This is a genomic window from Providencia sp. CIM-Carb-044 (assembly GCF_033901115.1).
Lineage (GTDB): Bacteria > Pseudomonadota > Gammaproteobacteria > Enterobacterales > Enterobacteriaceae > Providencia > Providencia hangzhouensis.
Genome location: NZ_JAXADV010000018.1, coordinates 17,173 through 40,917, shown reverse-complemented (window position 1 = coordinate 40,917; position 23,745 = coordinate 17,173). Strand labels below are relative to the sequence as shown.

22 protein-coding genes are annotated in these 23,745 nt (G+C 40.2%); 14 read left to right on the top strand and 8 right to left on the bottom strand.

Features of this window, described 5'->3' with window-relative positions:
* The 3 genes from SJ312_RS21330 to SJ312_RS21320 are packed head-to-tail and all read left to right on the top strand — an operon-like array spanning position 1 to position 2,543.
* A complete protein-coding gene (locus tag SJ312_RS21330; protein WP_319868329.1) occupies positions 1 to 759 on the top strand; it encodes an ABC transporter permease in 759 nt (252 codons plus the stop codon).
* Positions 760 to 761: 2 nt separating this feature from the next.
* Positions 762 to 1,529: an ABC transporter ATP-binding protein gene (locus tag SJ312_RS21325; protein ID WP_228677527.1), complete on the top strand. Its 768-nt coding sequence runs from the start codon at positions 762 to 764 to the stop codon at positions 1,527 to 1,529.
* Between the two features lie 12 nt (positions 1,530 to 1,541).
* Entirely contained in the window at positions 1,542 to 2,543 is a 1,002-nt protein-coding gene (locus SJ312_RS21320; RefSeq protein ID WP_319868328.1) for an ABC transporter substrate-binding protein, read from the top strand.
* A gap of 80 nt (positions 2,544 to 2,623) precedes the next feature.
* Here the strand turns inward: SJ312_RS21320 and SJ312_RS21315 are convergent, their stop codons facing one another.
* The 6 genes from SJ312_RS21315 to SJ312_RS21290 form a co-directional block, all read right to left on the bottom strand.
* Complete coding sequence (locus tag SJ312_RS21315; RefSeq protein WP_165880437.1) at positions 2,624 to 3,925, bottom strand: uracil/xanthine transporter; 1,302 nt, start codon at positions 3,923 to 3,925, stop codon at positions 2,624 to 2,626.
* A 236-nt stretch (positions 3,926 to 4,161) separates the two neighbouring features.
* Positions 4,162 to 4,743 carry a DJ-1/PfpI family protein gene (locus SJ312_RS21310; RefSeq protein WP_110592648.1) on the bottom strand — a complete coding sequence of 194 codons (582 nt, stop codon included), beginning with the start codon at positions 4,741 to 4,743 and terminating at the stop codon, positions 4,162 to 4,164.
* Positions 4,744 to 4,830: 87 nt separating this feature from the next.
* Entirely contained in the window at positions 4,831 to 5,685 is an 855-nt protein-coding gene (locus SJ312_RS21305) for a tagatose bisphosphate family class II aldolase (RefSeq protein WP_036958871.1), read from the bottom strand.
* A gap of 115 nt (positions 5,686 to 5,800) precedes the next feature.
* Entirely contained in the window at positions 5,801 to 7,267 is a 1,467-nt protein-coding gene (locus SJ312_RS21300; protein WP_004264467.1) for a DUF2264 domain-containing protein, read from the bottom strand.
* A gap of 63 nt (positions 7,268 to 7,330) precedes the next feature.
* The gene (locus SJ312_RS21295; RefSeq protein ID WP_094962829.1) at positions 7,331 to 8,938 is read right to left on the bottom strand and encodes a sulfatase; all 1,608 of its coding nucleotides are present in this window, start codon (positions 8,936 to 8,938) and stop codon (positions 7,331 to 7,333) included.
* Between the two features lie 23 nt (positions 8,939 to 8,961).
* Complete coding sequence (locus SJ312_RS21290) at positions 8,962 to 10,197, bottom strand: anaerobic sulfatase maturase (RefSeq protein WP_319868326.1); 1,236 nt, start codon at positions 10,195 to 10,197, stop codon at positions 8,962 to 8,964.
* 527 nt (positions 10,198 to 10,724) lie between these two features.
* Here SJ312_RS21290 and agaR point away from each other — a divergent pair.
* The 11 genes from agaR to SJ312_RS21235 all read left to right on the top strand — a co-directional run bounded on the left by agaR (position 10,725) and on the right by SJ312_RS21235 (position 20,691).
* Entirely contained in the window at positions 10,725 to 11,501 is a 777-nt protein-coding gene (agaR, locus tag SJ312_RS21285; protein ID WP_036958927.1) for a transcriptional repressor AgaR, read from the top strand.
* A 51-nt stretch (positions 11,502 to 11,552) separates the two neighbouring features.
* Positions 11,553 to 12,836, top strand: a complete 1,284-nt coding sequence (gene kbaZ / locus SJ312_RS21280; protein ID WP_004264449.1) for a tagatose-bisphosphate aldolase subunit KbaZ — start codon at positions 11,553 to 11,555, stop codon at positions 12,834 to 12,836.
* Between the two features lie 8 nt (positions 12,837 to 12,844).
* Positions 12,845 to 14,029, top strand: coding sequence for an SIS domain-containing protein (locus tag SJ312_RS21275; protein ID WP_004264442.1), 1,185 nt, complete (start codon positions 12,845 to 12,847; stop codon positions 14,027 to 14,029).
* Between the two features lie 34 nt (positions 14,030 to 14,063).
* Positions 14,064 to 14,558 carry a PTS N-acetylgalactosamine transporter subunit IIB gene (gene agaV, locus SJ312_RS21270; protein WP_110592652.1) on the top strand — a complete coding sequence of 165 codons (495 nt, stop codon included), beginning with the start codon at positions 14,064 to 14,066 and terminating at the stop codon, positions 14,556 to 14,558.
* 48 nt (positions 14,559 to 14,606) lie between these two features.
* On the top strand, positions 14,607 to 15,374 hold the full coding sequence (gene agaW / locus SJ312_RS21265; RefSeq protein ID WP_110592653.1) for a PTS N-acetylgalactosamine transporter subunit IIC: 768 nt from the start codon (positions 14,607 to 14,609) through the stop codon (positions 15,372 to 15,374).
* On the top strand, positions 15,364 to 16,251 hold the full coding sequence (locus tag SJ312_RS21260; protein ID WP_036958865.1) for a PTS system mannose/fructose/sorbose family transporter subunit IID: 888 nt from the start codon (positions 15,364 to 15,366) through the stop codon (positions 16,249 to 16,251). Before agaW ends, SJ312_RS21260 begins: the two co-directional genes overlap by 11 nt.
* 62 nt (positions 16,252 to 16,313) lie before the next feature.
* The gene (agaF, locus tag SJ312_RS21255) at positions 16,314 to 16,745 is read left to right on the top strand and encodes a PTS galactosamine/N-acetylgalactosamine transporter subunit IIA (protein WP_096865040.1); all 432 of its coding nucleotides are present in this window, start codon (positions 16,314 to 16,316) and stop codon (positions 16,743 to 16,745) included.
* Entirely contained in the window at positions 16,742 to 17,914 is a 1,173-nt protein-coding gene (gene nagA, locus SJ312_RS21250; RefSeq protein WP_153674196.1) for an N-acetylglucosamine-6-phosphate deacetylase, read from the top strand. The genes agaF and nagA overlap by 4 nt, the downstream gene beginning before the upstream one ends.
* 37 nt (positions 17,915 to 17,951) lie before the next feature.
* Positions 17,952 to 18,782 carry a 5-dehydro-4-deoxy-D-glucuronate isomerase gene (gene kduI / locus SJ312_RS21245; protein WP_096865042.1) on the top strand — a complete coding sequence of 277 codons (831 nt, stop codon included), beginning with the start codon at positions 17,952 to 17,954 and terminating at the stop codon, positions 18,780 to 18,782.
* Positions 18,783 to 18,850: 68 nt separating this feature from the next.
* A complete protein-coding gene (gene kduD / locus SJ312_RS21240) occupies positions 18,851 to 19,606 on the top strand; it encodes a 2-dehydro-3-deoxy-D-gluconate 5-dehydrogenase KduD (protein ID WP_165880430.1) in 756 nt (251 codons plus the stop codon).
* A gap of 17 nt (positions 19,607 to 19,623) precedes the next feature.
* Positions 19,624 to 20,691 carry a glycoside hydrolase family 105 protein gene (locus SJ312_RS21235; protein WP_165880428.1) on the top strand — a complete coding sequence of 356 codons (1,068 nt, stop codon included), beginning with the start codon at positions 19,624 to 19,626 and terminating at the stop codon, positions 20,689 to 20,691.
* A gap of 174 nt (positions 20,692 to 20,865) precedes the next feature.
* Here SJ312_RS21235 and SJ312_RS21230 read toward each other — a convergent pair whose 3' ends face one another.
* Together SJ312_RS21230 and SJ312_RS21225 are read right to left on the bottom strand one after the other, a co-directional pair.
* Positions 20,866 to 21,585, bottom strand: coding sequence for an oligogalacturonate-specific porin KdgM family protein (locus tag SJ312_RS21230; protein ID WP_004264412.1), 720 nt, complete (start codon positions 21,583 to 21,585; stop codon positions 20,866 to 20,868).
* Between the two features lie 124 nt (positions 21,586 to 21,709).
* The gene (locus SJ312_RS21225) at positions 21,710 to 23,269 is read right to left on the bottom strand and encodes a sulfatase-like hydrolase/transferase (RefSeq protein WP_004264409.1); all 1,560 of its coding nucleotides are present in this window, start codon (positions 23,267 to 23,269) and stop codon (positions 21,710 to 21,712) included.
* Between the last annotated feature and the right edge of the window lie 476 nt (positions 23,270 to 23,745).

Below are 23,745 nucleotides of genomic sequence, written 5' to 3'. Positions count from 1 at the left end.
ATGTTGAAAAACAGTTTTTATTTACTTCTACTTCCAGTCATTATTTTTACAATTTGGTATATTACAACAACAATTGGAGGTGTTTCTCCTGTTATTTTTCCATCTATTCCGCAAGCATGGCATTCTTTGAATTTCCAATTATATTCTGGGCAATTATGGCAAGATTTATCAATTAGTTTATCCCGAGTATTAATAGCCTTTGCTATCGCTGCTATTTTTGCTTTTTTTCTTGGTATTATCATGGCATTGTCGCTACGAACAAACCAAATTTTCAACCTGGCATTAAATGCTATACGTCAAATTCCTCCACTAGCATGGATACCATTATTAATTTTATGGTTTGGGATTGGTGAAGTAACTAAAATTATTCTTATTATAAAAAGTGCCTTTTTCCCTATATTACTAAGTACCATCAATGGAATACAAACGACACCTATGACTTATATTGAATTAGGTAATCTTTATCAATTCAATATCTGGCAAAAATTACGAAAAATTTATATTCCATCACTACTTCCCAACCTATTTACAGGTTTAAGGCTTGCAATGGGGTTATCTTGGGCAACAGTCGTTGCAGCAGAAATGATCGCAGCTAACTCAGGTATTGGCTATCGCATCAATGATGCCCGAATTATGCTAGATTCTCCAGTCGTTATAGTGGGTATTCTTGTTATCGGTATAGTCGGTTTATTATTAGATAAGATTTTATTAATTATATCTTATTACCTGCTGCCATGGTTAAGAACAGAAAGGAAATAAATATGCTGTCAATCAAAAATGGATTTAAAAACTTTACTATCAATAATAAGTTACTTCCTGTTTTAGAAGATATTAACCTTCAAGTTCAACAAGGTGAATTTATTGCTATCGTTGGCCATAGTGGTTGTGGGAAAAGTACTTTACTACGCATAATTGCAGGCTTAAACCAATTCAATAGTGGAAGTGTATTATTTAAAAATAAAGAGATAACCGAACCAAATATAGAAAGAGGAATGGTTTTTCAAGAAAATAGGCTTCTACCTTGGTTAACAATTGCTGATAATATCGCTTTCGGATTAGACCATATAGATAAAAAAACGAAGAAAATTTTAGTTGAAAATTATTTAAAACTCGTAAACTTGACTGAGTTTGCTAATGCTTATCCTAAACAACTCTCAGGAGGAATGGCACAACGTGCAGCAATTGCCCGTACAATAATCACCCAACCTGAACTATTGTTATTGGATGAACCGCTTGGCGCACTTGATGCTTTAACCAAAATTGAAATGCAACGAGAGATTTTATCTATCAAACAAGAAAAGCAACTGACGATGATTTTAGTTACCCATGATATTGAAGAGGCAATATATTTGGGAAATCGAGTAATTATAATGTCATCCCGCCCTGGAAACATAAAAAAAATAATTGATATTAATCTTCCTTATCCACGAAATCGAGGTAGTTCTGATTTCGCATATTATAAGAGAATTATTCTTCAAGAATTTTTTGATAATTCTGCAGAACTTTTTTCAAGTGAATATGAAATCTAGAAGGAACATATCATGACATTATTAAATTATATCAAATTTCCTATCATAGTATTAATTTCCTTCATTTTAGTTGGTTGTGGGGATGAAAGGCTACCTGACAGTAAAAATAATGAAAAAATTGTTCGTATTGGTACAGCAGATAATAATGGTCGTTTAAGTGGTTTGCTCGGTTTAGCAAAACAGCTAGGATATCTTGAAGAAGAGCTACAAAAAGTTGATTACCAATATTCCATTTCTGGTTTTGCAGGAGCAGGTCCAGCCGTCAATGAAGGCCTAGCGACAAATGCTATTGATATTGCTGTTTATGCTGATTTTCCGGGAATTATAGCCACATCGAGAGGTGTTCCCTTAAAATTAATCATGTCAGAGGATTCTTCCATCAATGCTAATATCGCAGTAAGAAAAGAGAGCAATATTCACTCGTTAGCTGACCTTAAAGGCAAGAAAGTTGCATTACCACGAGGAACGTATATGCAACGGTATTTCACGCTATTTATTGAACAACAAGGATATAAATTATCTGACTTCAATATTATTCAAATGACAAATGATGCTGAATCCGCATTATTAAACGGAGCAATTGATGCGATGGTATGGACTGAGCAAAGTACCGCCCGTTTAGAAAATAAATCTCCGACGATTACAACACTTTATTCAACCCGTACTGAACCTGAACTCTCAGGTATTTCTGTTATCGTAGGGCGAGAAGCATTCATAAATCAAAATGAGAAGGTGATTAAAGCAATGAATATTGCTTTATTAAAAGCAAGTAAATATGCGCAAAATGACCCCGATCAGGCAGAAATTTTACTTGCTAAAGAAAGCGATACTAATATTGAAATCATAAAAAAAATACATGATTTTCATAGTATAGATAGTTTTTCTAAACGCTATTCCGTTAATATTACTGATAATGACATCCGTAAGTTAAAGCAAACTCAACAATTTTTGATTGATAACAAAATTATCACTAAGCCTATTGATATAAAAAATTGGGTTTATACTAAAAAATAAACGCCCAAATGAAATCACATCCCTTTTAATTTCTTTTCTAGCAAAGATTTTCCTTCATCTTTGCTTTTTTTATCAAAACATTAAGCAATGTTATCCCACTTGATCGTATTTTCTAAAATAAGTGCCAATATAATGCCCATGAGTAACCCATTACCTAGTAAAGAACTAAACATTGTTGGCAAAGAATTTAATACCGCAGCAGGTGCTGACATCAAAAAGATGCCAATAAAAATAGGTAATGCGAGGCGATAAATATTACGTGCATTCAGTTTCATATCCGCAAGAAATGAAAATGAAGAAAATAGCAGCGGCAAATAAGTCGCTAACATAACCGCGCTACCAATGGCTAACGGCAAAGAGCGGAAAAATTGAGTCAATACCGCAATGCCCCCCACACATAAGAAAATAAGGCTGCCAATAGTAAAAGAGATACGTGAACTGTCTTTTGTTTGAGTAATTAGACCAATAGATGAGACAAACGGTGAAAAAGGCACTACGCCTATCGGCGCTGCTAATATTGTTACAACCCCTGACATCATAAAACTACGCCGATATAAGGATTTAACGGGTAATGAATTGGGATAAAAAACATCAGTTCCTCGCATCGCTCCAAACGTATTGGATGTGTTTAATATTCCAGCCAAAATCGCTGTCAGCACAATACTTATATTGATTTCATCGGATCTACCTAATGGAAATAACACCCATTGCCCTGATGAAACAGGTGATATCGTGCTGCCAAATAACCCACTATAAGCAAGCCATCCGGTAATTGTTCCAATCAATAATGCATATTTACTGATACTCATAGGTAAATAAATGATCATTGCGATGACAAATATCAGTACTGCGAGGGCTAAAAAGAAGACAGGATAATTAACTGTAATATTTTCACTGCCAACACCAAATGGTAGTCCTAACATCCCTTTTAAAAAAATAGTGACCAGTTGAGCACCAAGTAAAAACATAAACACCACAAGCACTCCCGGCTTGAACAAACCAGCTAACCAACCACCAAGACCGCTTAAACCAATAAAAATGGTAATAATCCCAGACAGAAAAATCCCTATAGCCAAGCTCCATCCTATCGTCTCAAGAGAAGTTCCTTGCATAGATTCTGACAAGGTTACGGTTAAAATTGTTGCCCACCACAGCCCAGTTGGCCCTTCCATCACAGAGCGTTTATGGCCTATAAACGCTTGCAACAAGCAAGCCAGAGCCGTTAATAAAAAAGCATATTGGGTTATAACAAACGTGGTTTGTGGTGATAAATGAAACGCAGATTGTAAAGTCGGGGGAATAACAACCGTATTACAAAAGATAAAAAAGAACCATTGAAAACCAGAAATAATATTATTTTTTGTAATAGCAATATTCCGCATATTCATTCCTTACCGGCGATTATGTATCTGACCAGCTTAATGTTTATAACGAAAAATTTCTAATTTAAATCCAGCTGTTATAATACTGATAAATTACAATTAATTCTTATCATGATGAGAACTAGCTTCATACACTATTAACTCTGATTTTTGATCATTATTCTGCTATCTAATATTAATAAAGCGGGAAAAAATATCATTCCCGCTTTATTTTTTATCTTGATCACCGATAAAAGTTATAGATAGGGAAGTGGCCAATGTTTAAAATATATATGCTTAGCTTGCCAATCCACTTTATCAACATTGTCAGCCAGCAAATGTTTTGCGACGGTAAATGCAAATTCAAAGCTTACACCAAGCCCTTTTGCACTGATAAATTTTCCGTCAATAACAACATCTTGGTCAACATAAATGCCATCACCAAATTTCTCAGCCAACTTGTCCCCTGTACTATAATGCCTTCCTTCCAGTAACCCATGAGCTGCTAATACTTTCGCACCTGAAGAACATAGCGCACAAATATACTTATCCTCATTTATATGCCGCCGAAGGAAATCAACTACTTTTTCATTCGCATACAAACGGTCAGTTCCTTTTGGCCCACCAGGCATCATCACTGCATCATAAGTATGGGATAACTTTTCGACTAACAGATAATCTGCACTAATTTTAGTACCAAAATACGTATTTAAAATAAGCGAATCCATGCAAGATAAGACATCGACATGAATATCTAACCGACGCATGATATCAATGAAAACGACCGCTTCCCCTTCCTCGAAGCCATCTGCGAGCAAAACAGCAACTTGTTTCATAATATTCCTTTTATTTTCAAAACAATTTATTGCGGACTATCAACAATAAATTTGGGTTATACCCCAGCAAATCTAGATGATTTTTACTTGTTAAAGTGTTCCATCACTTTTGCAAACACGAATTTTATCCATCACCACCGCTTTCATCGCTGCCTTTCCTGGAACCAGATAATGGCGAGGGTCAGTAGCTTCTGGGTTCTCAATGAAATACTGCTTGATTGCATCAGAAAACGCGATTTTTAGCTCTGTCGCGACATTGACTTTACAAATTCCAAGCTCAATACAATGCCTGACATCTGCATCAGGGATCCCCGAAGCACCATGAAGAACTAAAGGCAAATTCGTTTTCTTACGGATTGCGTCCAGCCTAGCAAAATCCAAATGAGGCTCACTTTTATACATGCCGTGAGCGGTTCCAATTGCAACAGCTAAGGAATCAATACCAGTTCTTTGAATAAAAGTAATCGCAGCGTCAGGGTCAGTGAAAAGTGCATCTGCGGCATCAACAACTAAGTCATCTTCTTGCCCCCCTAGACGCCCCAGCTCAGCCTCAACTGTGCAGTCCCATTGATGGCAAAAATCAACAACCCGTTTAACTATTTGAATATTTTCTTCAAACGGAAAATGAGAAGCATCAATCATCGCAGAGCGCACACCCGCGGAGACTTTCTGGAAAATATCTGGAATATCTTCATGATGATCTAGATGCAAAGCCACTGGGACTTTATAGCGCTCAGCCGCTTGCTGGCAAATAGCTATCAAGTAGTCACTTCCTGCATAAGAAAACGTACTCGGGGTTCCTGCTAAAATAACAGGAGATGCCATTTCTGCAGCAGTTTCCATAACAACTTGAATGGTTTCTAAATTATGAATATTAAATGCAGGAACTGCATAGCCTCCCAGTTGGGCTCTGTTCAACATATTACGGGTAGATACCAAGTACATAATCGCCTCTAAACTTTCGATTGATTTCGAATAATATTAAACGAAAGAAACAGAAAGGTAAAAGATCTAAATCACATTTCTATTCCTTTCGTACTGAAAGCAAATGAAAGGAAGATTAGAAGTAGTGAGTCATTTTAGAGCTATAACTTGTCACTCCTTTACGTAACAAGTTGTTTTTAGGTCGTTTTGATTGGCCTAGTAGCGTTTCAATTACTTTCTGAGAGCATAATTGTTTCTCTAAGCGGCGCGTCAATGGGGATTGCTGTTTGAGGTAATCTTCACGAAATATCACGGTGACCTCTTGTGTTTCTTTCACACCAATAACCGTTACCGCAATTGATGGTATTTCGAAATGAAAGTCTGAGCTTTCAACTGGCAGTGGGCTACAAGGGCTATCCCAAAGTTGAATTCGATTACCACAATACAAAGCAATAATTACAGCACGTAATGACCAAAAACTACTCGCAGGACCACTGTAATTATCGACTAGGCGGGCATCATAGCTAAATAAACCTTGAGTTGGCGCTCCCGCTTTTAAGGCACCATGACCAATAAAATAACGCAAAGTACTTTCTAGTGCGTTTTTAGCCTCCCCCACACTCACAGCATCCCCACCTAAATCAACACCGGCTAATAAAGGCGCGGACACCGCGAGGCGATAACATGCACTGCGGCCAAAAAATGGAATGCCTTGCGGTGTCATAAAATAACGATAATGATGGTTAAACTGATTTAATGAACTACGAATGAATTCATCATCGAAGTGGGGGCAAATTTGGTTCAGCCAATATAATGAATAGTAAAAGCCCCATGCATTATAGTAATCAAAGTTACCTTTCGCGCCATCCCGAAACCAGCCATCACCCACGTAAAATTGTTTCACTCTTTCATACCGCCACATTGCAATGGTATCTCGACCTGTGAGAGCTCGGATCACAAATTGCACGGTAAGAGGGAAAAGGTGCCAGTTGTTATCAACGATATCGCAATGATTAACCTGTTCGAACCACTCAATAATGCGTTGTTGCGCAGAGTTATCCAATTTATCCCATACCCACTCACGACTCAACCAGAGAGTCAGCGCTAAATCTGCAGATTCACAAATTTTTTGGTCATAATTTTCAAGCCTTCCCCAATAGCCTTTATGAGCAGGGTCTGTACCATGTAAAAATGCATTTTTGATGATTTCAGAAAGGTCAATTGATGCTAAATTTAACCCATTCAATATTGCTTTTTGGCTGTGAACTAGCCATGAAGCAAGTAAAGGCAGTACCCTACTAACCCCTTCTAGGGCATCTGTCCGCACCGTTTGCTGGCCTGGGCTGCCAGGATAGTATGCGTGAGAGTAACCCCATGTTTGATAATGAACAAAAGCTTCCGTGGTATAGCGCACTAATAATTCGCAAAGAACTGAAAGTGGCTGATTTTCATCTTGAAAGGCTTTGATGATGTGGTTATCGTTACATTGATAGGCTGACTTTCTAATTAATCTTCGAATGATATTCTCTTTGAATAACTTCTGATAAATTTTTATATCTGGGTGCTCATAAGGCAGCTTTGGGCGTTCAGTCGGTATTGTCATACGTGTTTCTCTATGATGCAAACTGGCGCATCCTTGCGCGCAGATTAGAACAAAAGTTTGTATTTATTTTGCTGATTCAATCAGGACTTGGTAACGGTCTTGTCCCCATACGACAGGTTTTGGTTTATCTTTAATCCATTGATAATAAGCAGATTTCAACTCTTTTACTTTTTCTGGGTATTGAGCTGCTAAATTATTCGATTCGGCTGGATTTTGTTTATCATTGAATAATTGGAGCTGGTTAGAACCATCATCATAAAAATAAAGCGCCCATTCCCCATCACGGATAGCCCATGAGCCTTTCGATAGTTTTTCTAAATTAGGGTTGTTTGGAATTTCTTTGCGTTGATAAGTGATCCATTCATGGTAGCCATGCCAAAAATCTTGGTTTTCTTCGCTGTAATGTTTCGTCCCTGGACCTGTCCAATACAGATAGTCATGTGGTGACTTTTCTGTTTTACCCGTTAATAGTGGCATAATATTTTTGCCTTCTACTTTCATGCTATCGGGTATGGTGATCCCTGCACTTTGTAATGCAGTTGGTAAGATATCAATCGCAGAAACCATCGCATCACTGTGTTTACCTGCGGGAATATGCCCCGGCCAATAAGCAACAAATGGAACGCGTACGCCACCATTAAACATTTGCCCTTTAAAGCCTTTATCCATCGCATTCATTGGCATTGGCGACTCATGCACCGCACCATTGTCAGAAATAAAGAAAATTAGCGTATTATCTAATTCACCATTTTCCTTTAGTGTATTGATAATTTTACCTATTCCCTCATCGGCCGCATTTAGCGCAGCAAAATATTTGTCGGCTTCAACATTACCAGTATTGAATTTATCCATGTATTTCGCTGGTGAAGCTTCTTCTAATGGGATGTGTGGTACGCTGTATGAAAGATTGATAAAGAAAGGTTTGTCTTTGTGCCCATCAATGAAATTAATGGCTTCATCCGTTAACAAATGCGTGGTATAGCCAGGAGCTGGCACATTTTCACCATTTCGCCACATTGCGGGGGAGTTCCAAAGTGCCGCCCCTGATGCATAGAAACTATATGCATAATCGAAACCTCTTTCATGAGGTGCGAAACCTGGCTCCGGTGTCGAAATCATATTATCGTGATAATCGCGAGTTTGCTTTTCTGGTGCAATTTTAGGTTTTTTCAATACCTTCGCATTATGCCATTTTCCAATACTGGCGGTGGCATAGCCATTTTCTTGGAATAATGCGGGTAATAGTTTGATATCTTGAGGAATACCTAACATCGCATCATCGTTACTGTAAGTGCCAAAACTTGCAGGAGAGCGCCCAGTAAAAATACCCGCTCGTGATGGGCCACAAACAGGATGAGCCACAAATGCATTGGTCATCTTAATTCCGCCTGCAGCCATGTCCGCAACATTTGGCATCGCCGTTCTGGCCGCTTCCACCATCTTATTAATATCACCTTGATAACGCTGTGGTGATGGGCGCTGCGCAAGCTCTTTGACATCAAGGCTATCAAGCACAAAATCGAGCTGCCCTGTTCCTAAGTCATCCATAATAATCAGTAAAACATTCGGCTTTTCCGGTGTACCACCTGCATTCGCTGCAATGGGAGGTACTAAGCTACTTGCTGCTATCAGCCCTGCCAATAGGCTTTTCTTCATAGAAGGTAATCTCACAAAAATATCTCCAGATAATATTATTATTGCTTATAAGCACGCTGTATTGTGCCAAGTGCATCACTAGCTAAAGCACCACCAGATATCGCTTGACGCATTAACTGCATACCTAAAGCGGTATGATGAAAAATCTTTTTATATGAACGACATAAATAGTTATGGCGATATTTTTCACCTTCTATCGCCGTGATCCGGTGCTTAGGGCAGCCGCCATAACAAAGGCTTTGAACCTCACAGCGCTGGCAAAGACTCGTTAGCTTGTCATATTTATTTTGCCCAAAACGGACTTGCTGCTTAGAAGAAACAATACGGGAAAGGGAGTGTTGTTGTACGTTACCTAACCGATTGGCAGGATACACATAGTGATCACAGGAGTAGACATCCCCATTAGATTCAATAATCAGCGCTTGCCCACACGTTTTAGATTGCACACAGGTTGATGCCGGATAGCCCATCCAAGTGCCTAATAAGCTATCAAATAGACGAATATAAATTTTGCCAATGTCTCCTTGGTGGATCCATTCATCAAAAACATCAGCCATAAACTGCCCATATCCCTCAGCGGGTACTGAAAATGGTGCCATCGCGGCATTTGGCCCAGGGGCATAATGGCCACCTTGAGTATGTGGAAAGCGCCTATCCACCTCAACAATGGGGATGAACTGAAAGAAAGTGGAACCCAATGCTTTCAAAGCTCGATACGTTTCTTTTCCTTTTCGCCAATTTTGGTCATTAACAACGGTTAAGGTATTAAATTCAACACCATATTCAATCAGGAGCTGAATCGCTTTCTTCACACGCTCAAAAGTTGGGTTACCATTAACGGAAATTCGATATTTATCATGAACAGCTTCTAAGCCATCAATAGATACACCGATTAAAAAACCGTGGTCTGCAAAAAACTGCGCCCATTGTCGGTTAATCGCAATAGCATTAGTTTGCACACTATTCGTGATGATTTTTCCTTGGGCATATTGCTTTTGGTACTTAACAACACGCTCAAAAAATTCTAGCCCTGCAAGGGTTGGCTCCCCACCTTGCCATGAAAAGTCTACCTGTTCACCAGCATGGGACTGGATATAGTCTTTGATATAACGACGTAGTACGTTATCAGGCATAACGTCATGCTGGTCTTCCTTTGGTTGCTCGTGAAACACATTTTCTTTTTCAAGATAAAAACAGTATTCGCATTTAATATTGCAGCGATAACTGGTGGGTTTCGCCATCATATGAAAATAAGTGGGTTGGTTTGCAGGCATTTAAATTAATCCGAAACAGTCAGGTTATTTTTATAGCATTACGCAAAACACGAAAAACCAAAAGAGATTGAAATCACAAAATCAAAAAATGAAAGAATTTGAAAGCGTTTAATTTGAGTCAGAAACGTTGAAAAGCATATAAATAACACACAGTAGCCCAGTAACTTTTGTTTTTGCTTTAAAGAAACTTCTATTCCTTTCGAACTTCAATTACCACCATCGCACTTTATGCCAATTTTTGAGCTTATATTTAGCGAATTTTTTGCAAATATTGCTAATATTTATGCAAAACACAGGGGTTGCTTAGTAAAAGTACAATTATTGCTACTTTATTGATTGGATACTTTCTTATTCGAAGATATGATATTTAAAATTTGAAAATATCCGTAAGCAAACAACACACAAATCGAAACTTTGTGAAAGAGATCAAAAGTTTTGTTTTTTTTCGTTGTCGGTATTTTTTAGCGTAGTAAACTTAATTCGAAATCAAATGAAAGAAAATCATTTGATTTCGTAAGGAGATGAAAGTGAAAGCGGCAGTTGAACGGCGCATGGAAATCCTCGACATGATTAACCAACAAGGTAAAGCACGAGTCGAAGATTTAGCCGAAATATTTAAAGTTTCAAGTGTCACCATCCGTAGCGATTTAAGCTTTCTTGAAAAGAATGGTTATGTGGTCCGCTCCCATGGGGCAGCAATTCCAAATACTGGGTTTATTGCTGAACTTAGCATCCATGAAAAACGTGGGCAGAATGCGGGCACAAAAACATTAATAGGGAAAGCAGCCGCCGCGCTCATTAATGATGGCGATACGATCATTTTAGACTCGGGGACAACGACACGAGAAATTGCGACACACTTAAAGTCGCGGGATAGCGTCGTTGTCATGACTAACGGTTTAGATGTCGCAATGGAGTTAGCAACAGCCGCTGGCGTTGATGTACTAATGACTGGCGGCGCATTGCGCAAAAATGCTTTATCGTTTTCTGGCTCACAAGCAGAAAATAGCCTCAGAAATTATCGTTTTGACAAGGTTTTTCTTGGGGTTGATGGGTTCGATTTACGCGTTGGTATCACGACACACAATGAACAGGAAGCTAGCCTTAACCGGTTAATGTGTGAAATCTCGGAAACTGTTATTGCGGTTGCTGATTCTACGAAATTTGGTAAGCGCAGCTGTCATATGATCCGTGAATTCGCTGATATTGATGTTTTGGTGACAGACTCTGGGATCCCTGATGAATATGTCCAAGAGTTGAAAAACCATAAAATTGAAGTAATCATCGTCGATAAAGAGCAATAATTCGCTAACTCCATTAACAATACAACCGTGTTGATTGTGGAGTTAGTATTAATGCATCCTTTAGAAAAGATTGTTCAGCAAAATAAACTTGGTAAACAGAATGGCATTTATTCTGTTTGCTCAGCCCACCCATTTGTTATTGAAGCTTCATTGCACCAAGCGCTGGATAATGATTCCTTTCTTTTAATTGAAGCCACATCCAATCAAGTTGACCAATTTGGTGGCTATACGGGTATGACTCCGGCTGACTTTTTCAATTATGTGGTTGAGAAAGCAGAAAAAATCAATTTTCCTCTAAATAAGCTAATTCTTGGTGGTGACCATTTAGGTCCTAACCGTTGGCAAGGGCTTAATGCCGCTGACGCCATGGATAATGCCGATATCCTAATTGAACATTACGTTGCCGCAGGGTTCAAAAAAATCCACCTTGATTGCAGTATGTCCTGTGCAGATGACCCTGTTCCACTCACGGATGAAATCGTTGCACAACGTGCCGCCCGACTCGCAGTTATTGCAGAAAAAACCGCCAAAGAAAAATTTGGCTACAGCGATATCGTTTATGTTATTGGTACGGAAGTCCCCGTACCAGGTGGAGCAACTGAAGCGCTTGAAGGTGTTGAAGTCACAGACCCACAAGCCGCGAGAAAAACCTTAGACTGCCATGCGAAAGCGTTCGAAAAAGCAGGTGTCGGTGACTGCTGGACACGTGTTATTGGCCTCGTCGTCCAACCTGGCGTGGAATTTGACCATACCGGTGTTATTGATTATCAACCCGAAAAAGCACAAGCATTAAGTAAAGTTGTTGATGACTACCCTCATCTTGTTTTTGAAGCACACTCAACCGATTACCAAACACCAGATGCTTATAAGCAACTCGTTCAAGACCACTTTGCTATTTTAAAAGTGGGCCCGGCTTTAACATTTGCTATGCGAGAAGCCCTCTATTCTCTGTGTGAAATTGAGAATGAAATGTTCCCAGCAGAACAGTGTTCTCACTTAAAAGAGAAAATGGAACAGTTGATGTGCCGTGAGCCCGAATTTTGGCAAAAATACTACCATGGTGATGCCCAGCAGCAAGCTTTTGCACGCGTTTATAGTTTTAGTGACCGTATTCGTTATTACTGGCCTGATAAAGAAATTAACCAAGCCATAGAAACGCTGATGGCTAACTTATCTTCAAAACCGATCCCGTTACCACTTTTAAGCCAATACATGCCACATCAATTCCAACAATTAAGAGAAGGCATGATCGATGGCTCAGCGAAATCCTTTATTTTTGCAAAAATTCGCGACGTACTTTCGGTATATGCCGATGCATGTAAATTTAGTCACTGAGGTTTGACATGGAATATTTAAGCTATCAAACACCTGAACTCGAAAAGCTAAACGCATTCTGGACAGCAAAAGAAATTGAGCAACAACCTGAATGCTGGGAAAAAACAAACCAGCTAATACAAGAACAACGTGCTGAAATTGATACATTTTTAGCTAAAGTGCTTCAGGCACCAGACGCACGCATTATCATGACGGGAGCTGGAACATCGGCTTTCGCAGGCCGCGCCCTTGCCCCCGTTCTAACAGGCCATTTAAAACGCCGTATTGATGCCATTGCCACCACGGATCTAGTCGCCGACCCAAAAGAATATTTAGCGGAAAACGTACCAACGTTACTAATTTCTTTTGCTCGCTCTGGCAATAGTCCCGAGAGTGTTGCTGCTCTTAATGTGGCAGAAAAATGCCTAACTCAGTGTTACCACTTAGTTTTAACCTGCAACGAGCAAGGGCAGCTATATCGTTATTGCCAAAATAATACCAATGCATTAGCCATTTTAATGCCAGAAGAATCAAATGACCGTTCATTAGCAATGACGTCAAGCTTTTCATCCATGATGATGGCTGCGCTGTGTATTTTCTTAACCGAATCCTTCTATTTGAATGAAATTAAACCCTATTTCCAAGATTATCACGACAGTTACACTCAGTTTAACCGCCGTATCCGTGAAGATTATGCAGGTAAATTTAAACGAGTCATTTATTTAGGTAGTGGTGGCTTACAAGGCCTTGCACAAGAAGCTGCCCTAAAAATGTTGGAATTAACGGCTGGTAAGGTCGTTGCTAACTTTGACACGCCTTTAGGGTTTCGCCATGGACCGAAATCTATCGTCAATAAAGAAACGTTAGTCGTGCTGTTTCTGTCAAACGATAAATACACCAGACAGTATGAGACTGACTTATTAAGAGAGGTAATTCACGATAATGCTTCAGCAAAAGTGATCGCGGTCACCTCCTCTTCTGATGACACACAAATAGAGGAAAGTTTCGTTTATATTAAAAAAATGGAGCAGTGCTCAGACTCAGCCCTATTTTTTCCTTATTTAATGTTAGCGCAGGCCTTTGCATTCCATAGTTCCATTGCACTGGGGAATACACCAGATAACCCATCTCCAACTGGAGAAATTAATCGGGTTGTTCAAGGTGTCACTATTTACCCGTTCTCATATCAAGAAGATGGCTTCATGCCTTCTTAATGATAAATATAGCTAATAATAAGAGAGCAATTATATGCACGCACCAAATATTGTCTGGACCCGAATCGATGAGCGTTTATTACATGGGCAAATTCGAATCACTTGGGGTAAACACACTGAAGCAAATTTAATTCTTGTCGCTAATGATGATGCTGCGGAAGGTCCTAATTCTGCTTTTATGCAAGCAGGGATGAAAGCGTCCGCAGGTGGAGAATATGCCGTCCGATTTTTCTCTATCGAAAAAACCATCGATGTCATTCACAAAGCGTCTCCTCGTCAAAAAATCTTTATTCTTTGCAATAACCCAACAGATGTTGCTCGCCTTGTCGAAGGTGGAGTTCCTATCACTCACTGCAACGTTGGCAATATGCATTTCCATGAAGGAAAACGCCAAATTGCCAAAACAGTGTCTGTGGATGAGCGCGACTTAGAAGCATTTCGTCGGCTTGTCGACAAAGGAGTAGCTTGCACAATTCAAAATACTCCAGACCAAACCCCCGTTAATGTTCTTACTCTCGCAACAGCATAAGCAGATTGAGATAACAACTTAACACTAAGGCGTTTAAGGAAAACTATTATGATTTATGAAGCTTCTCTCGTGGCTTTATGGGCCTTCTTTTGCGGTATAGATAAGTATGACGTTGCACTCAATATCCATCGTCCACTGATCACAGGGCCTGTTGTCGGCCTGATTATGGGTGATATGCAAGTCGGTTTAATTGCGGGTGCAACATTAGAATTAGCTTGGCTGGGGCTTGTTCCAAATGCAGGGGCTCAGCCACCTGATGTTACCTTAGGCACTATCGCCGCCGTTGCATTCGCCATTATGACCAATCAATCACCAGCGGTAGCAATGGGAATTGGTATGCCAATTGCCGTTCTCATGCAAATGATCATTATCGGCTTTTTTGCAATCACCGCATTCACTATGGGGAAAGCTGATCGCTACGCTGAAAAAGCCGATGCGGCGGGGATCTCCCGGTTACTAATCGCCACAATTACCGTTCGTTCTTTACTCTACGCGATCGTCGCCTTTGTAACGGTTTACTTCGGTGAACACGCGGCACAGTGGATTGATGAAAATACACCAAAAGTACTCCTCGAAGGCTTAGGTATTGGCGCCAAAATGGTTCCAGCAATTGGCTTCGCGATGTTGTTGAAAATCATGTGGTCAAAAGAAGTGGCTGGTGTGTTCTTTGTTGGTTTCGTTATGACCACTTATCTCAAACTGCCAATTATGGCAGTAGCAATACTCGGCGCATCTGCGGCAGCCCTGTATTACTTCTTCAGCGGTAACAACAAGAATAACTCACAACAAAATGAGGATTTTGAAGATGGTATCTGATAACAAGACAGCAGTAGAAACCAAAAACTTACCAGTGGAATCCTACGTTGATGGCATTGATGAGTACCAAGATACCACTGTCCGCAAAGTCATCACGAAAGGCGATCTATGGCGTTGTGCATTTCGCGGGCTATTTATGGAAGGTAACTTTAACTTTGAACGTATGCAGGGGGGAGGCTTTGCATTCTCCATCATCCCAGCCCTACGCAAAATTCATGGTAATAACAAACGCGATTATGCAACTGCACTGAAAAATCACTTACAGTTTTTCAATGCGAGTCCAAAATTATTTACTTTCTTACTTGGTACTGCCGTTGCCATGGAAGAGAACAAAGAGAAGCCTTCTACTGTCAACGTCATGAAAGTAGCAGGTATGGGGCCAACAGGTGGAATCGGCGATGCTATCGACCATATGACATTGATGCCACTGACTTTAGCATTAGGTGCATCTATCGCAATGGAAGGCTCAATTGCCGGCCCATTTGTTTTCTTCTTTTTGTACCAAATTGTTCACTTTTTTGTCTATTTTGGCTTGATGTTCATGGGATATCGCGCAGGTACTGCGGCGATGGTTAACATGAGCGACGCAACAGAAAAATTAGCGAAAGCCGCCAACATCATGGGGATTTTTGTGATTGGGGCACTTTCCGCCACTTTCATAAAAGTACAAACCACCGCTGCTGTTGAGGTAGGTGGCAAGGTGGTCGAACTACAAACCGCCTTGTTCGACAAAATCATGCCTAACTTACTCCCTCTGTGCCTTGTCTTTTTGATGTTCAAAATGGTGAAAGGGACAGGTTTCTGGGCAAAACCGCCGGTGCTTATCTTCTCTGTCTTGGCCTTCGGTGTTATTGGCCATGTACTCGGTGTGATGTAACAGAATCGTATTAAATTGTTTTTAGGTGGGTAGCCAAGTTACCCACCAGCAAGGAGTTATCAATGATTGGTTTGATTGTTTCTGGGCACATTAATTTTGCGAGCGGTATGGCTTCCGCTGTCAAAGCCATCGCAGGTGAACAGGAAAATATGGTGTTTATTGATTTTGTTGAAACCCTTTCTCCCGACGAATTGGAACAACAAATGCGAGCAGCAATGAGTGCCATGAATTGTGAACAAATACTTTTTCTCACCGACCTTCCTGGTGGAACCCCTTGTAACCGCGCTATGGCAATTATGATGGAAGATAAATCCGTTGAAGTTTTAGCTGGCGTTAATCTACCGATGATTGTCAATGCGGCATTGGAACGTGAAGGGGTTGGTGCAAAAGAACTTCTTTCTATCTTACACGATATTGGCACGAGTAGTATTCAAGATCTACGCCAACAACTGGCTATGATGTCAGAGCCTGAATGTGAAGAAGATGGCCTATGAAACAGCAATATGCCATTTTAGCGGATCGTACCTTTACACCTGAGGGAATTCGCTATCAGCAGTATGTTCGAGTGTGCAACGGTGTTATACAGGAAATTACGGATACCGCCCCCGAACACTGCCCAGTCATCCGTCTTGAAGGGCGCTCCTTACTACCGGGGTTTGTTGATATCCATATTCATGGTCGTGCTGGCGCAGACGTCATGGATGCAAGCCAACAAGGGTTGCAAACCATCGCTGATGCATTAGTCAAAACTGGTGTTGTGGCTTGGGTGGGAACCACCGTCACCGCACCAATGGATGATATCAAACGCGCACTCACCCAAGTGAGTGACTTTATCGCCAAGCCGCAAACATCAGGAGCCCAGTTAGTCGGCAGTTTTTTAGAAGGCCCTTACTTCACTGAACGTCATCGAGGCTCACATCCTGTTAAGTACTTAAAATCGCCGACCATTCATGAATTGGAAGACCTTGTGCAATGTGCTAATCACACACTTTTGCGAGTTGCTGTTGCACCTGAAGCAGAAGGTGCCATTGAGGCTATTGATTGGTTAGTACAACACAATATTAAGACCAGTGTTGCACATACTGCCGCTGATTTCATACAAACCAGTCTCGCATTTTCACATGGTGCAGATTGTGGCGTACATCTTTATAACGGCATGACGGGTTTACATCATAGAGAGCCCGGTTGCTGTGGTTCAGTGTTGTACCACGATGTCCTTGCGGAGCTGATTGCCGATGGCATTCATGTTCACCCCGTCATGATGCAGCTAGCTTATCGAATGAAAGGTTATCAGCAGCTCGCTTTAATTACGGATTGTATGCGAGCTGGTGGGCTACCGGATGGTGATTATGCCCTTGGGGCACAGACGGTGAAGGTCACTCAAGGGCAAGCTCGCACAGCTGATGGCTCTCTTGCGGGTAGTACATGTAGCCTTGATAACGCATTGCGCAACATGGTGCAACTCGCGCATGTTCCTGAATGGGAAGCCGTACAAATGGCTACTTCGGTTCCCGCTCAATACCTTGGAATCGATGACCAATTTGGTTACATCCGAGTTGGGGCTCAAGCTAATTTTGCCGTTGTTGATAACAATTTTTATCTAACAGACACATTCATCAGAGGTGAACACGTTCACTCTGTATTCGGGGATACCGACCATTAAAGTCGGTTACCTATCAGTAAATCATGAGGTATTTATAATGGAAATTCGTCAACCAATTCACAGTGAGCATGCAAAAACACTTGATACTGAAGGCTTACGCAAACAGTTCCTGATCGAGAATTTGTTCCGTGAAGGGGAAATGAATCTCACTTATAGCCATATCGACCGCATTATTGTGGGTGGCATTGTTCCAACACAAAAGCCACTCGCTCTAATGGCAGGAAAAGCATTAGGCGTTGAGTTCTTTCTTGAGCGTCGTGAGCTGGGTGCAATTAATATTGGGGGCGCAGGTCAAGTTATCGTTGATGGCCAATCCTATGATATCGCACCAAAAGAAGCTATTTATATTGGTATGGGAGCCAAATCTGTCGAGTTTATCAGTACTGATGCGATTACCCCTGCACGTTTTTATATGAACTGTGCACCTGCACACCATACCTACCCAACACGCAAAATTACTATCGAACAAGCTTCACCAGAAAAATTAGGTAATGTAGAGAATTGTAACGTTCGTACCATCTATAAATTCTTACACCCATCTATTTTACCAACCTGCCAATTATCAATGGGCATGACAGTACTCGAGCCCGGTAGCTTATGGAATACCATGCCATGCCATACCCATGAACGTCGCATGGAAGTGTATCTGTATTTCAATATGAAAGAAGACAACGTTGTTTTCCATTATATGGGTGAGCCTTCGGAAACACGCCACATTGTTGTTCGTAATGAACAAGCCGTCATTAGCCCAAGTTGGTCTATTCACTCAGGCGTGGGAACTGCTGCTTATACATTTATTTGGGGAATGGTTGGCGAAAATCAGGTGTTCCACGATATGGATCATGTCGCCATGAAAGATCTGAAATAACCCTTTTATCTTTTTTAACATAATAAAAAACGATGTGGCAGTACTGTCACATCGTAAGTGAGGTACAGATGAACTTATTTGATTTAACAGGAAAAATTGCGATTGTCACTGGATGTAATACCGGTTTAGGTCAAGGAATGGCAATTGGTTTAGCCCAAGCAGGCGCAGATATTGTTGGAGTTGGCATCCAAGATGCTCCTGATACACGCGCTCAAGTCGAAGCTTTAGGCCGTAAGTTTCACTACATTATTATGAATTTAATGGAACAAGACGGGTTACAAACTTTGGTTGATGATGCGGTATCCGCCATGGGCCATATTGATATCCTTGTCAATAATGCGGGTATTATTCGCCGTGAAGACTTATTAGAGTTTAGTGAAAAAGATTGGGACGATGTGATTAATATTAATCAAAAAACCTTATTCTTTTTATCTCAACGTGTTGCACGCCAATTCGTGAAGCAAGGTAATGGTGGGAAAATTATTAATATTGCCTCAATGCTCTCGTTCCAAGGTGGTATTCGGGTTCCATCTTACACTGCAAGTAAGTCAGCCGTCATGGGACTCACTCGTGCTCTCGCTACTGAGCTTTCCCAATACAACATTAATGTGAATGCGATTGCCCCAGGTTACATGGCAACAGACAACACGGCAGCACTGCGCGCTGATGCGGATCGCAACGCAGCTATCTTAGAGCGCATTCCTGCGGGCCGTTGGGGAACTCCTGAGGATTTAGCAGGGCCAGCCATCTTTTTAGCCTCCAAAGCAAGTGACTATATTAATGGTTATACCATTGCTGTTGATGGTGGCTGGTTAGCTCGCTAACTCATCTGGAGAAAATAATGGAACAATCATCATTACCAAAACCATTACAACGTAATACGGTTTTAGATGATATGAAACGGGTTTACCGTTATCAATCAAAAAACCAAGTACGCAGTGTACTTCGTCGTAGTGGCAAAACCCGTTTTATTAAAGATACGGACTGGGAACGTGGTGTTCTGTGGTCTTGTGTTGCTGCTGCATGGCAAGCAACACAGGATAACGAATATCTCGCTGGTGTATTGGATTACACATTACATACTGGATTTCGTACAGGACCTAACCCACGTTTTGCCGATGACCATGTCTGTACTCAAGCCTATTTAGCTGTAAGTTCGCAATTTGATCATCCAGAAGTCCTTGAACCCACTATTAATGCATTCAACCTTATGTTAGTAGAGCCAAAACCAGGTCGAGAAGACTGGTGGTGGTGTGATGCACTCTTCATGGCTCCCCCTGCTTTTGCCGCGTTATCAGCTAAAACAAATGACAATCGCTACTTAGACTACATGCATACCGCTTATTGGGATGCGATAGAACATTTGCGTGATCCTGAAACTGGCTTAATTTATCGCGATTATCGCTACATTCCTGATGGCAAGGGTGGTGAATTACGTGAAAAAAATGGTGAAAAAGTATTTTGGAGCCGAGGTATTGGTTGGGTCATTGCGTCTATCCCACGTATTTTACAATCGTTACCTAAAGAGTTCCCTGCCCGCCAGCAATATGTAAATTTATTTACCGAGCTAATGGAAACTGTCATTCAATACCAACAAGAAGATGGTTTCTGGCGCACTAGTTTACTTGATCCCCAAAGCTTCCCTGCCCCTGAAAGTAGTGCCACTGCATTATTTTGCTATGGATTAGCGTGGGGCTTAAACCAAGGTTTACTGGAAGAAGCACGCTACCTGCCTCTGCTCGAAAAATCATGGTGTGCACTACAAAGCTGTATTCACCCCAATGGAATGCTAGGTTGGGTACAGCTTCCGGCGTTCAACCCACGAGATGTCAAATATGACCATAATATGGATTATGGAGCTGGAGCCTATTTATTAGCAGCAAGTGAAGTTATTAAACTCAAAATTTAATTCATTACAGCCCGATTTACCATTGCTCAAGTTGTCATTTCATTACTTTCTTTTGGCCAATTTATTGGCCATTTTTCTTATTTTTCAGTATTTATTCTTTTCTCTTCTTTGCAAACCGGCAATAAAAAACCCACGATCACTCGTGGGCAAATATATATTTATATGAAAATGATATTACCAAGTATATTGAATACCCACACGGAATCGTGTTTGACGGTCACTTGAAAACCTATTTTCTTTCACATTGCCCACTTCAACAAATGGGCGCCATAACGCACCATCATCTGCTTTAATATCATAACGAAGGCGAACGTTGTGTTGATAATCGAATTTTTTATCATTGTAAAGAGGTTGAGCGTTGTCAGCCATTTCCCACATTAAATCCAATTGATACTGTAAATCTAAGTTACCCCATTTGTAACCTATCCAGCTATCAAACTCTTGGATTTTAGAGTGATAATTACTGCCATTTTCTCCTACTTGACCATAATCCCACACTTTCCATTTATAACGGCCTTGTAAACGAATACCATTATCGAATGTATAATTTAAACGGACATAAGGAACATAAACTAAACCTAATTTATCGAAATCAAGAGAAGCACCGACAAGCCCCACTAAATTTGGATTCAATTTTGTATAATAAAAAGCTGAAAATTCCGAACCATCAATTTTCATTGCGTCATAAGCACCATCTTTATTTCCATAGCGTGCATCTAACTCAAATCCAATATTTTTCCCTGTATCCAAAAAAGCTTTAATTCTATCTCCGCTTTTCCCTGATGCGTCTAAATATTGATGACGATATTCAATTGTTGTTTTATAGTTATTTGCGAGAGCATATTGTGATGAAATTGAAAATAATACTGCACTAGCAATAATTAATTTTTTCATTATCTTTATTCCAAAGCTGTGTACTATTTAAGCACGAGGATAGTGATTCCCTGTTTTATTAGAGAATAATATTTTCATTTTTTTTATTAATGCCACCTAGTTTATTAGGTGGCAAAAAAATGATTTATTTAACTTCACAAGCTGAAACTTTTTTATTTAATTTATTTGTTGTTGCTGTAATAAACTCTGTTGGTCTCCAAGAATCACCGGTTTTTTCTAACCACGGTATAAGCTCTTCTTTAATTAATTTATCAATAATGGGTTTGTTCTCATCTGCCACATTTTTCATTTGATAAGGATCATTTACATTATCATAAAGCGTATATTTCAGTGGTTGCCCATCCTGACGGTCAATAACCAATGTATGTGTTTTCGTTCTCACGCCACGTTTACCAAACGAAGGTTCACCATACGGAATAAATAAATAAAGTTGAGAGTTAGCGACTTCCCCCTCACCAGTGACTACACGTTCAGCTAAATTACTTCCTTCAACTGAGCCAGGGATCCATTGCTCTAACCCCAACAAACCTAGAATCGTTGGGTAGATATCCGGCGCTGACATTAATGCATCATCTTGCCCTGGTTGAATTTTACCCGGTAACCGAAACATCATCGGAACACGCATCGACTCATCATAAGGGTTATTTTTTGTCGGCTGGCCATTTGCACCAAGACAACTACCATGATCAGAGAAAAAAACAACCAATGTATTATCCGCAAGACCTTGTTTTTCAAGCTCATCAACGATGCGACCAAATTGTTCATCAACGCCGTTTACCATCGCCAGATATTCTTTGAAATATTGAGGTCCATAGCCTTCTTGGTATTCCACATCCCATTTAACATTTGGCCGAGTATTTAACTCTTGCGAGGTTTTTCCTTTATAGGCATCGAGATACTTTTGTGGAACTTGGTCATACGGTGAATGCGGAGGGTTCATAGAAACAACCAGCGCAAATGGCTTGGTATTATCACGGTACTGCCCATTTTTATTTTGTAAGAATTTTATGGCCATATCCGCTTCGTGCTCTGGTCCCCATTGGTCTACATAAATCGGTTTTTCCCGTGGTGTATTATTGGCCCAATACATCGGTTTCATATGCAGATCATATGTGCCGTAGGAGTACCAAAAATCAAAGCCATGGCGGCGGTTTGGAGCAGCCCATTCATTCCAATAACGACCTTCCATTGGGTTATTATAGCTTTCAATAAAAGGTGCATATGGCGCATCTAAATGCCATTTACCAATATACCCCGTGCTGTAATCCAATGATTTCAAAACATCAGACCAACAATTGGCATAAGGTGATAAATCAATCCCTACCTTTCCACCATAATCATGTGCGTTGCCTGTAATACCGTTACGAACAGGATATTGCCCAGTCATAAACATGCCACGGAATGGGGAACATAATGGGTAATTGGATGCCATCTGCGTCATGACTTTCGCTTGTTTGGCAAACTTATTTAAATTAGGGGTAATTGACGGATCTTCTCCCATAAATTGTAATGCGTGGGCACGCATCTCATCAGGGAATACTATCAATAAGTTAGGAGCGTTATCGGGTCGGTAAGGCTTAATATTTGAAGGTTTTCCATCATTGGCTAAAATGGGACTAGAAACCGACATTGCTGCACCGCTGGCTGCTAATCCTTTTATAAAGGTTCTGCGCGAAACAGTCATTGCTTCATCCTCTTTTATTTACGTTTTCTTTCGTTTTTGATTAATACATATTATTTATACTTTTGCATAATATCAAAAAGTAAGTGATCGAAAATATCAAAATTCAAGTGGAGATCACAAAAAGTAATCAATTCGTAGAAAATAAGTCAATTGCCCCACAATAAAGATATGATGAAAACTTATGACAATCAAAAGTAACATGCTGATTTTTAATAAAAATAAATAATTCAGAGATGCTGGGCACAGAAGTGGGATTTTGCTTGAGAATTACATATCAAATGACGAAGAAACACCTGCAATCAAATCTTCATTTGCTTTCAATGAAAAAAGTAGAGGTAATACGAAACAAGACAAAAGAAAATTTTTATCACCATCCTGCAAAAAACAGTTAGTATAAGAGTCATTATAAAATTGATTCAATTATCTAAATGAAAGGCAAAGAAATAAAATATCAAAATATGATTTTAAGCATTCAT

What these genes read in the sequence shown, in the direction of transcription:
- SJ312_RS21230 (WP_004264412.1), bottom strand. Translation starts at nt 21,585, where the DNA reads ATGAAAAAATTAATTATTGCTAGTGCAGTATTATTTTCAATTTCATCA.
- SJ312_RS21315 (WP_165880437.1), bottom strand. Translation starts at nt 3,925, where the DNA reads ATGCGGAATATTGCTATTACAAAAAATAATATTATTTCTGGTTTTCAA.
- nagA (WP_153674196.1), top strand. Translation starts at nt 16,742, where the DNA reads ATGAAACAGCAATATGCCATTTTAGCGGATCGTACCTTTACACCTGAG.
- kbaZ (WP_004264449.1), top strand. Translation starts at nt 11,553, where the DNA reads ATGCATCCTTTAGAAAAGATTGTTCAGCAAAATAAACTTGGTAAACAG.
- SJ312_RS21235 (WP_165880428.1), top strand. Translation starts at nt 19,624, where the DNA reads ATGGAACAATCATCATTACCAAAACCATTACAACGTAATACGGTTTTA.
- kduD (WP_165880430.1), top strand. Translation starts at nt 18,851, where the DNA reads ATGAACTTATTTGATTTAACAGGAAAAATTGCGATTGTCACTGGATGT.
- SJ312_RS21300 (WP_004264467.1), bottom strand. Translation starts at nt 7,267, where the DNA reads ATGACAATACCGACTGAACGCCCAAAGCTGCCTTATGAGCACCCAGAT.
- SJ312_RS21225 (WP_004264409.1), bottom strand. Translation starts at nt 23,269, where the DNA reads ATGACTGTTTCGCGCAGAACCTTTATAAAAGGATTAGCAGCCAGCGGT.
- agaF (WP_096865040.1), top strand. Translation starts at nt 16,314, where the DNA reads ATGATTGGTTTGATTGTTTCTGGGCACATTAATTTTGCGAGCGGTATG.
- SJ312_RS21325 (WP_228677527.1), top strand. Translation starts at nt 762, where the DNA reads ATGCTGTCAATCAAAAATGGATTTAAAAACTTTACTATCAATAATAAG.
- SJ312_RS21320 (WP_319868328.1), top strand. Translation starts at nt 1,542, where the DNA reads ATGACATTATTAAATTATATCAAATTTCCTATCATAGTATTAATTTCC.
- SJ312_RS21290 (WP_319868326.1), bottom strand. Translation starts at nt 10,197, where the DNA reads ATGCCTGCAAACCAACCCACTTATTTTCATATGATGGCGAAACCCACC.
- SJ312_RS21330 (WP_319868329.1), top strand. Translation starts at nt 1, where the DNA reads ATGTTGAAAAACAGTTTTTATTTACTTCTACTTCCAGTCATTATTTTT.
- SJ312_RS21305 (WP_036958871.1), bottom strand. Translation starts at nt 5,685, where the DNA reads ATGTACTTGGTATCTACCCGTAATATGTTGAACAGAGCCCAACTGGGA.
- agaV (WP_110592652.1), top strand. Translation starts at nt 14,064, where the DNA reads ATGCACGCACCAAATATTGTCTGGACCCGAATCGATGAGCGTTTATTA.
- SJ312_RS21275 (WP_004264442.1), top strand. Translation starts at nt 12,845, where the DNA reads ATGGAATATTTAAGCTATCAAACACCTGAACTCGAAAAGCTAAACGCA.
- agaW (WP_110592653.1), top strand. Translation starts at nt 14,607, where the DNA reads ATGATTTATGAAGCTTCTCTCGTGGCTTTATGGGCCTTCTTTTGCGGT.
- SJ312_RS21260 (WP_036958865.1), top strand. Translation starts at nt 15,364, where the DNA reads ATGGTATCTGATAACAAGACAGCAGTAGAAACCAAAAACTTACCAGTG.
- kduI (WP_096865042.1), top strand. Translation starts at nt 17,952, where the DNA reads ATGGAAATTCGTCAACCAATTCACAGTGAGCATGCAAAAACACTTGAT.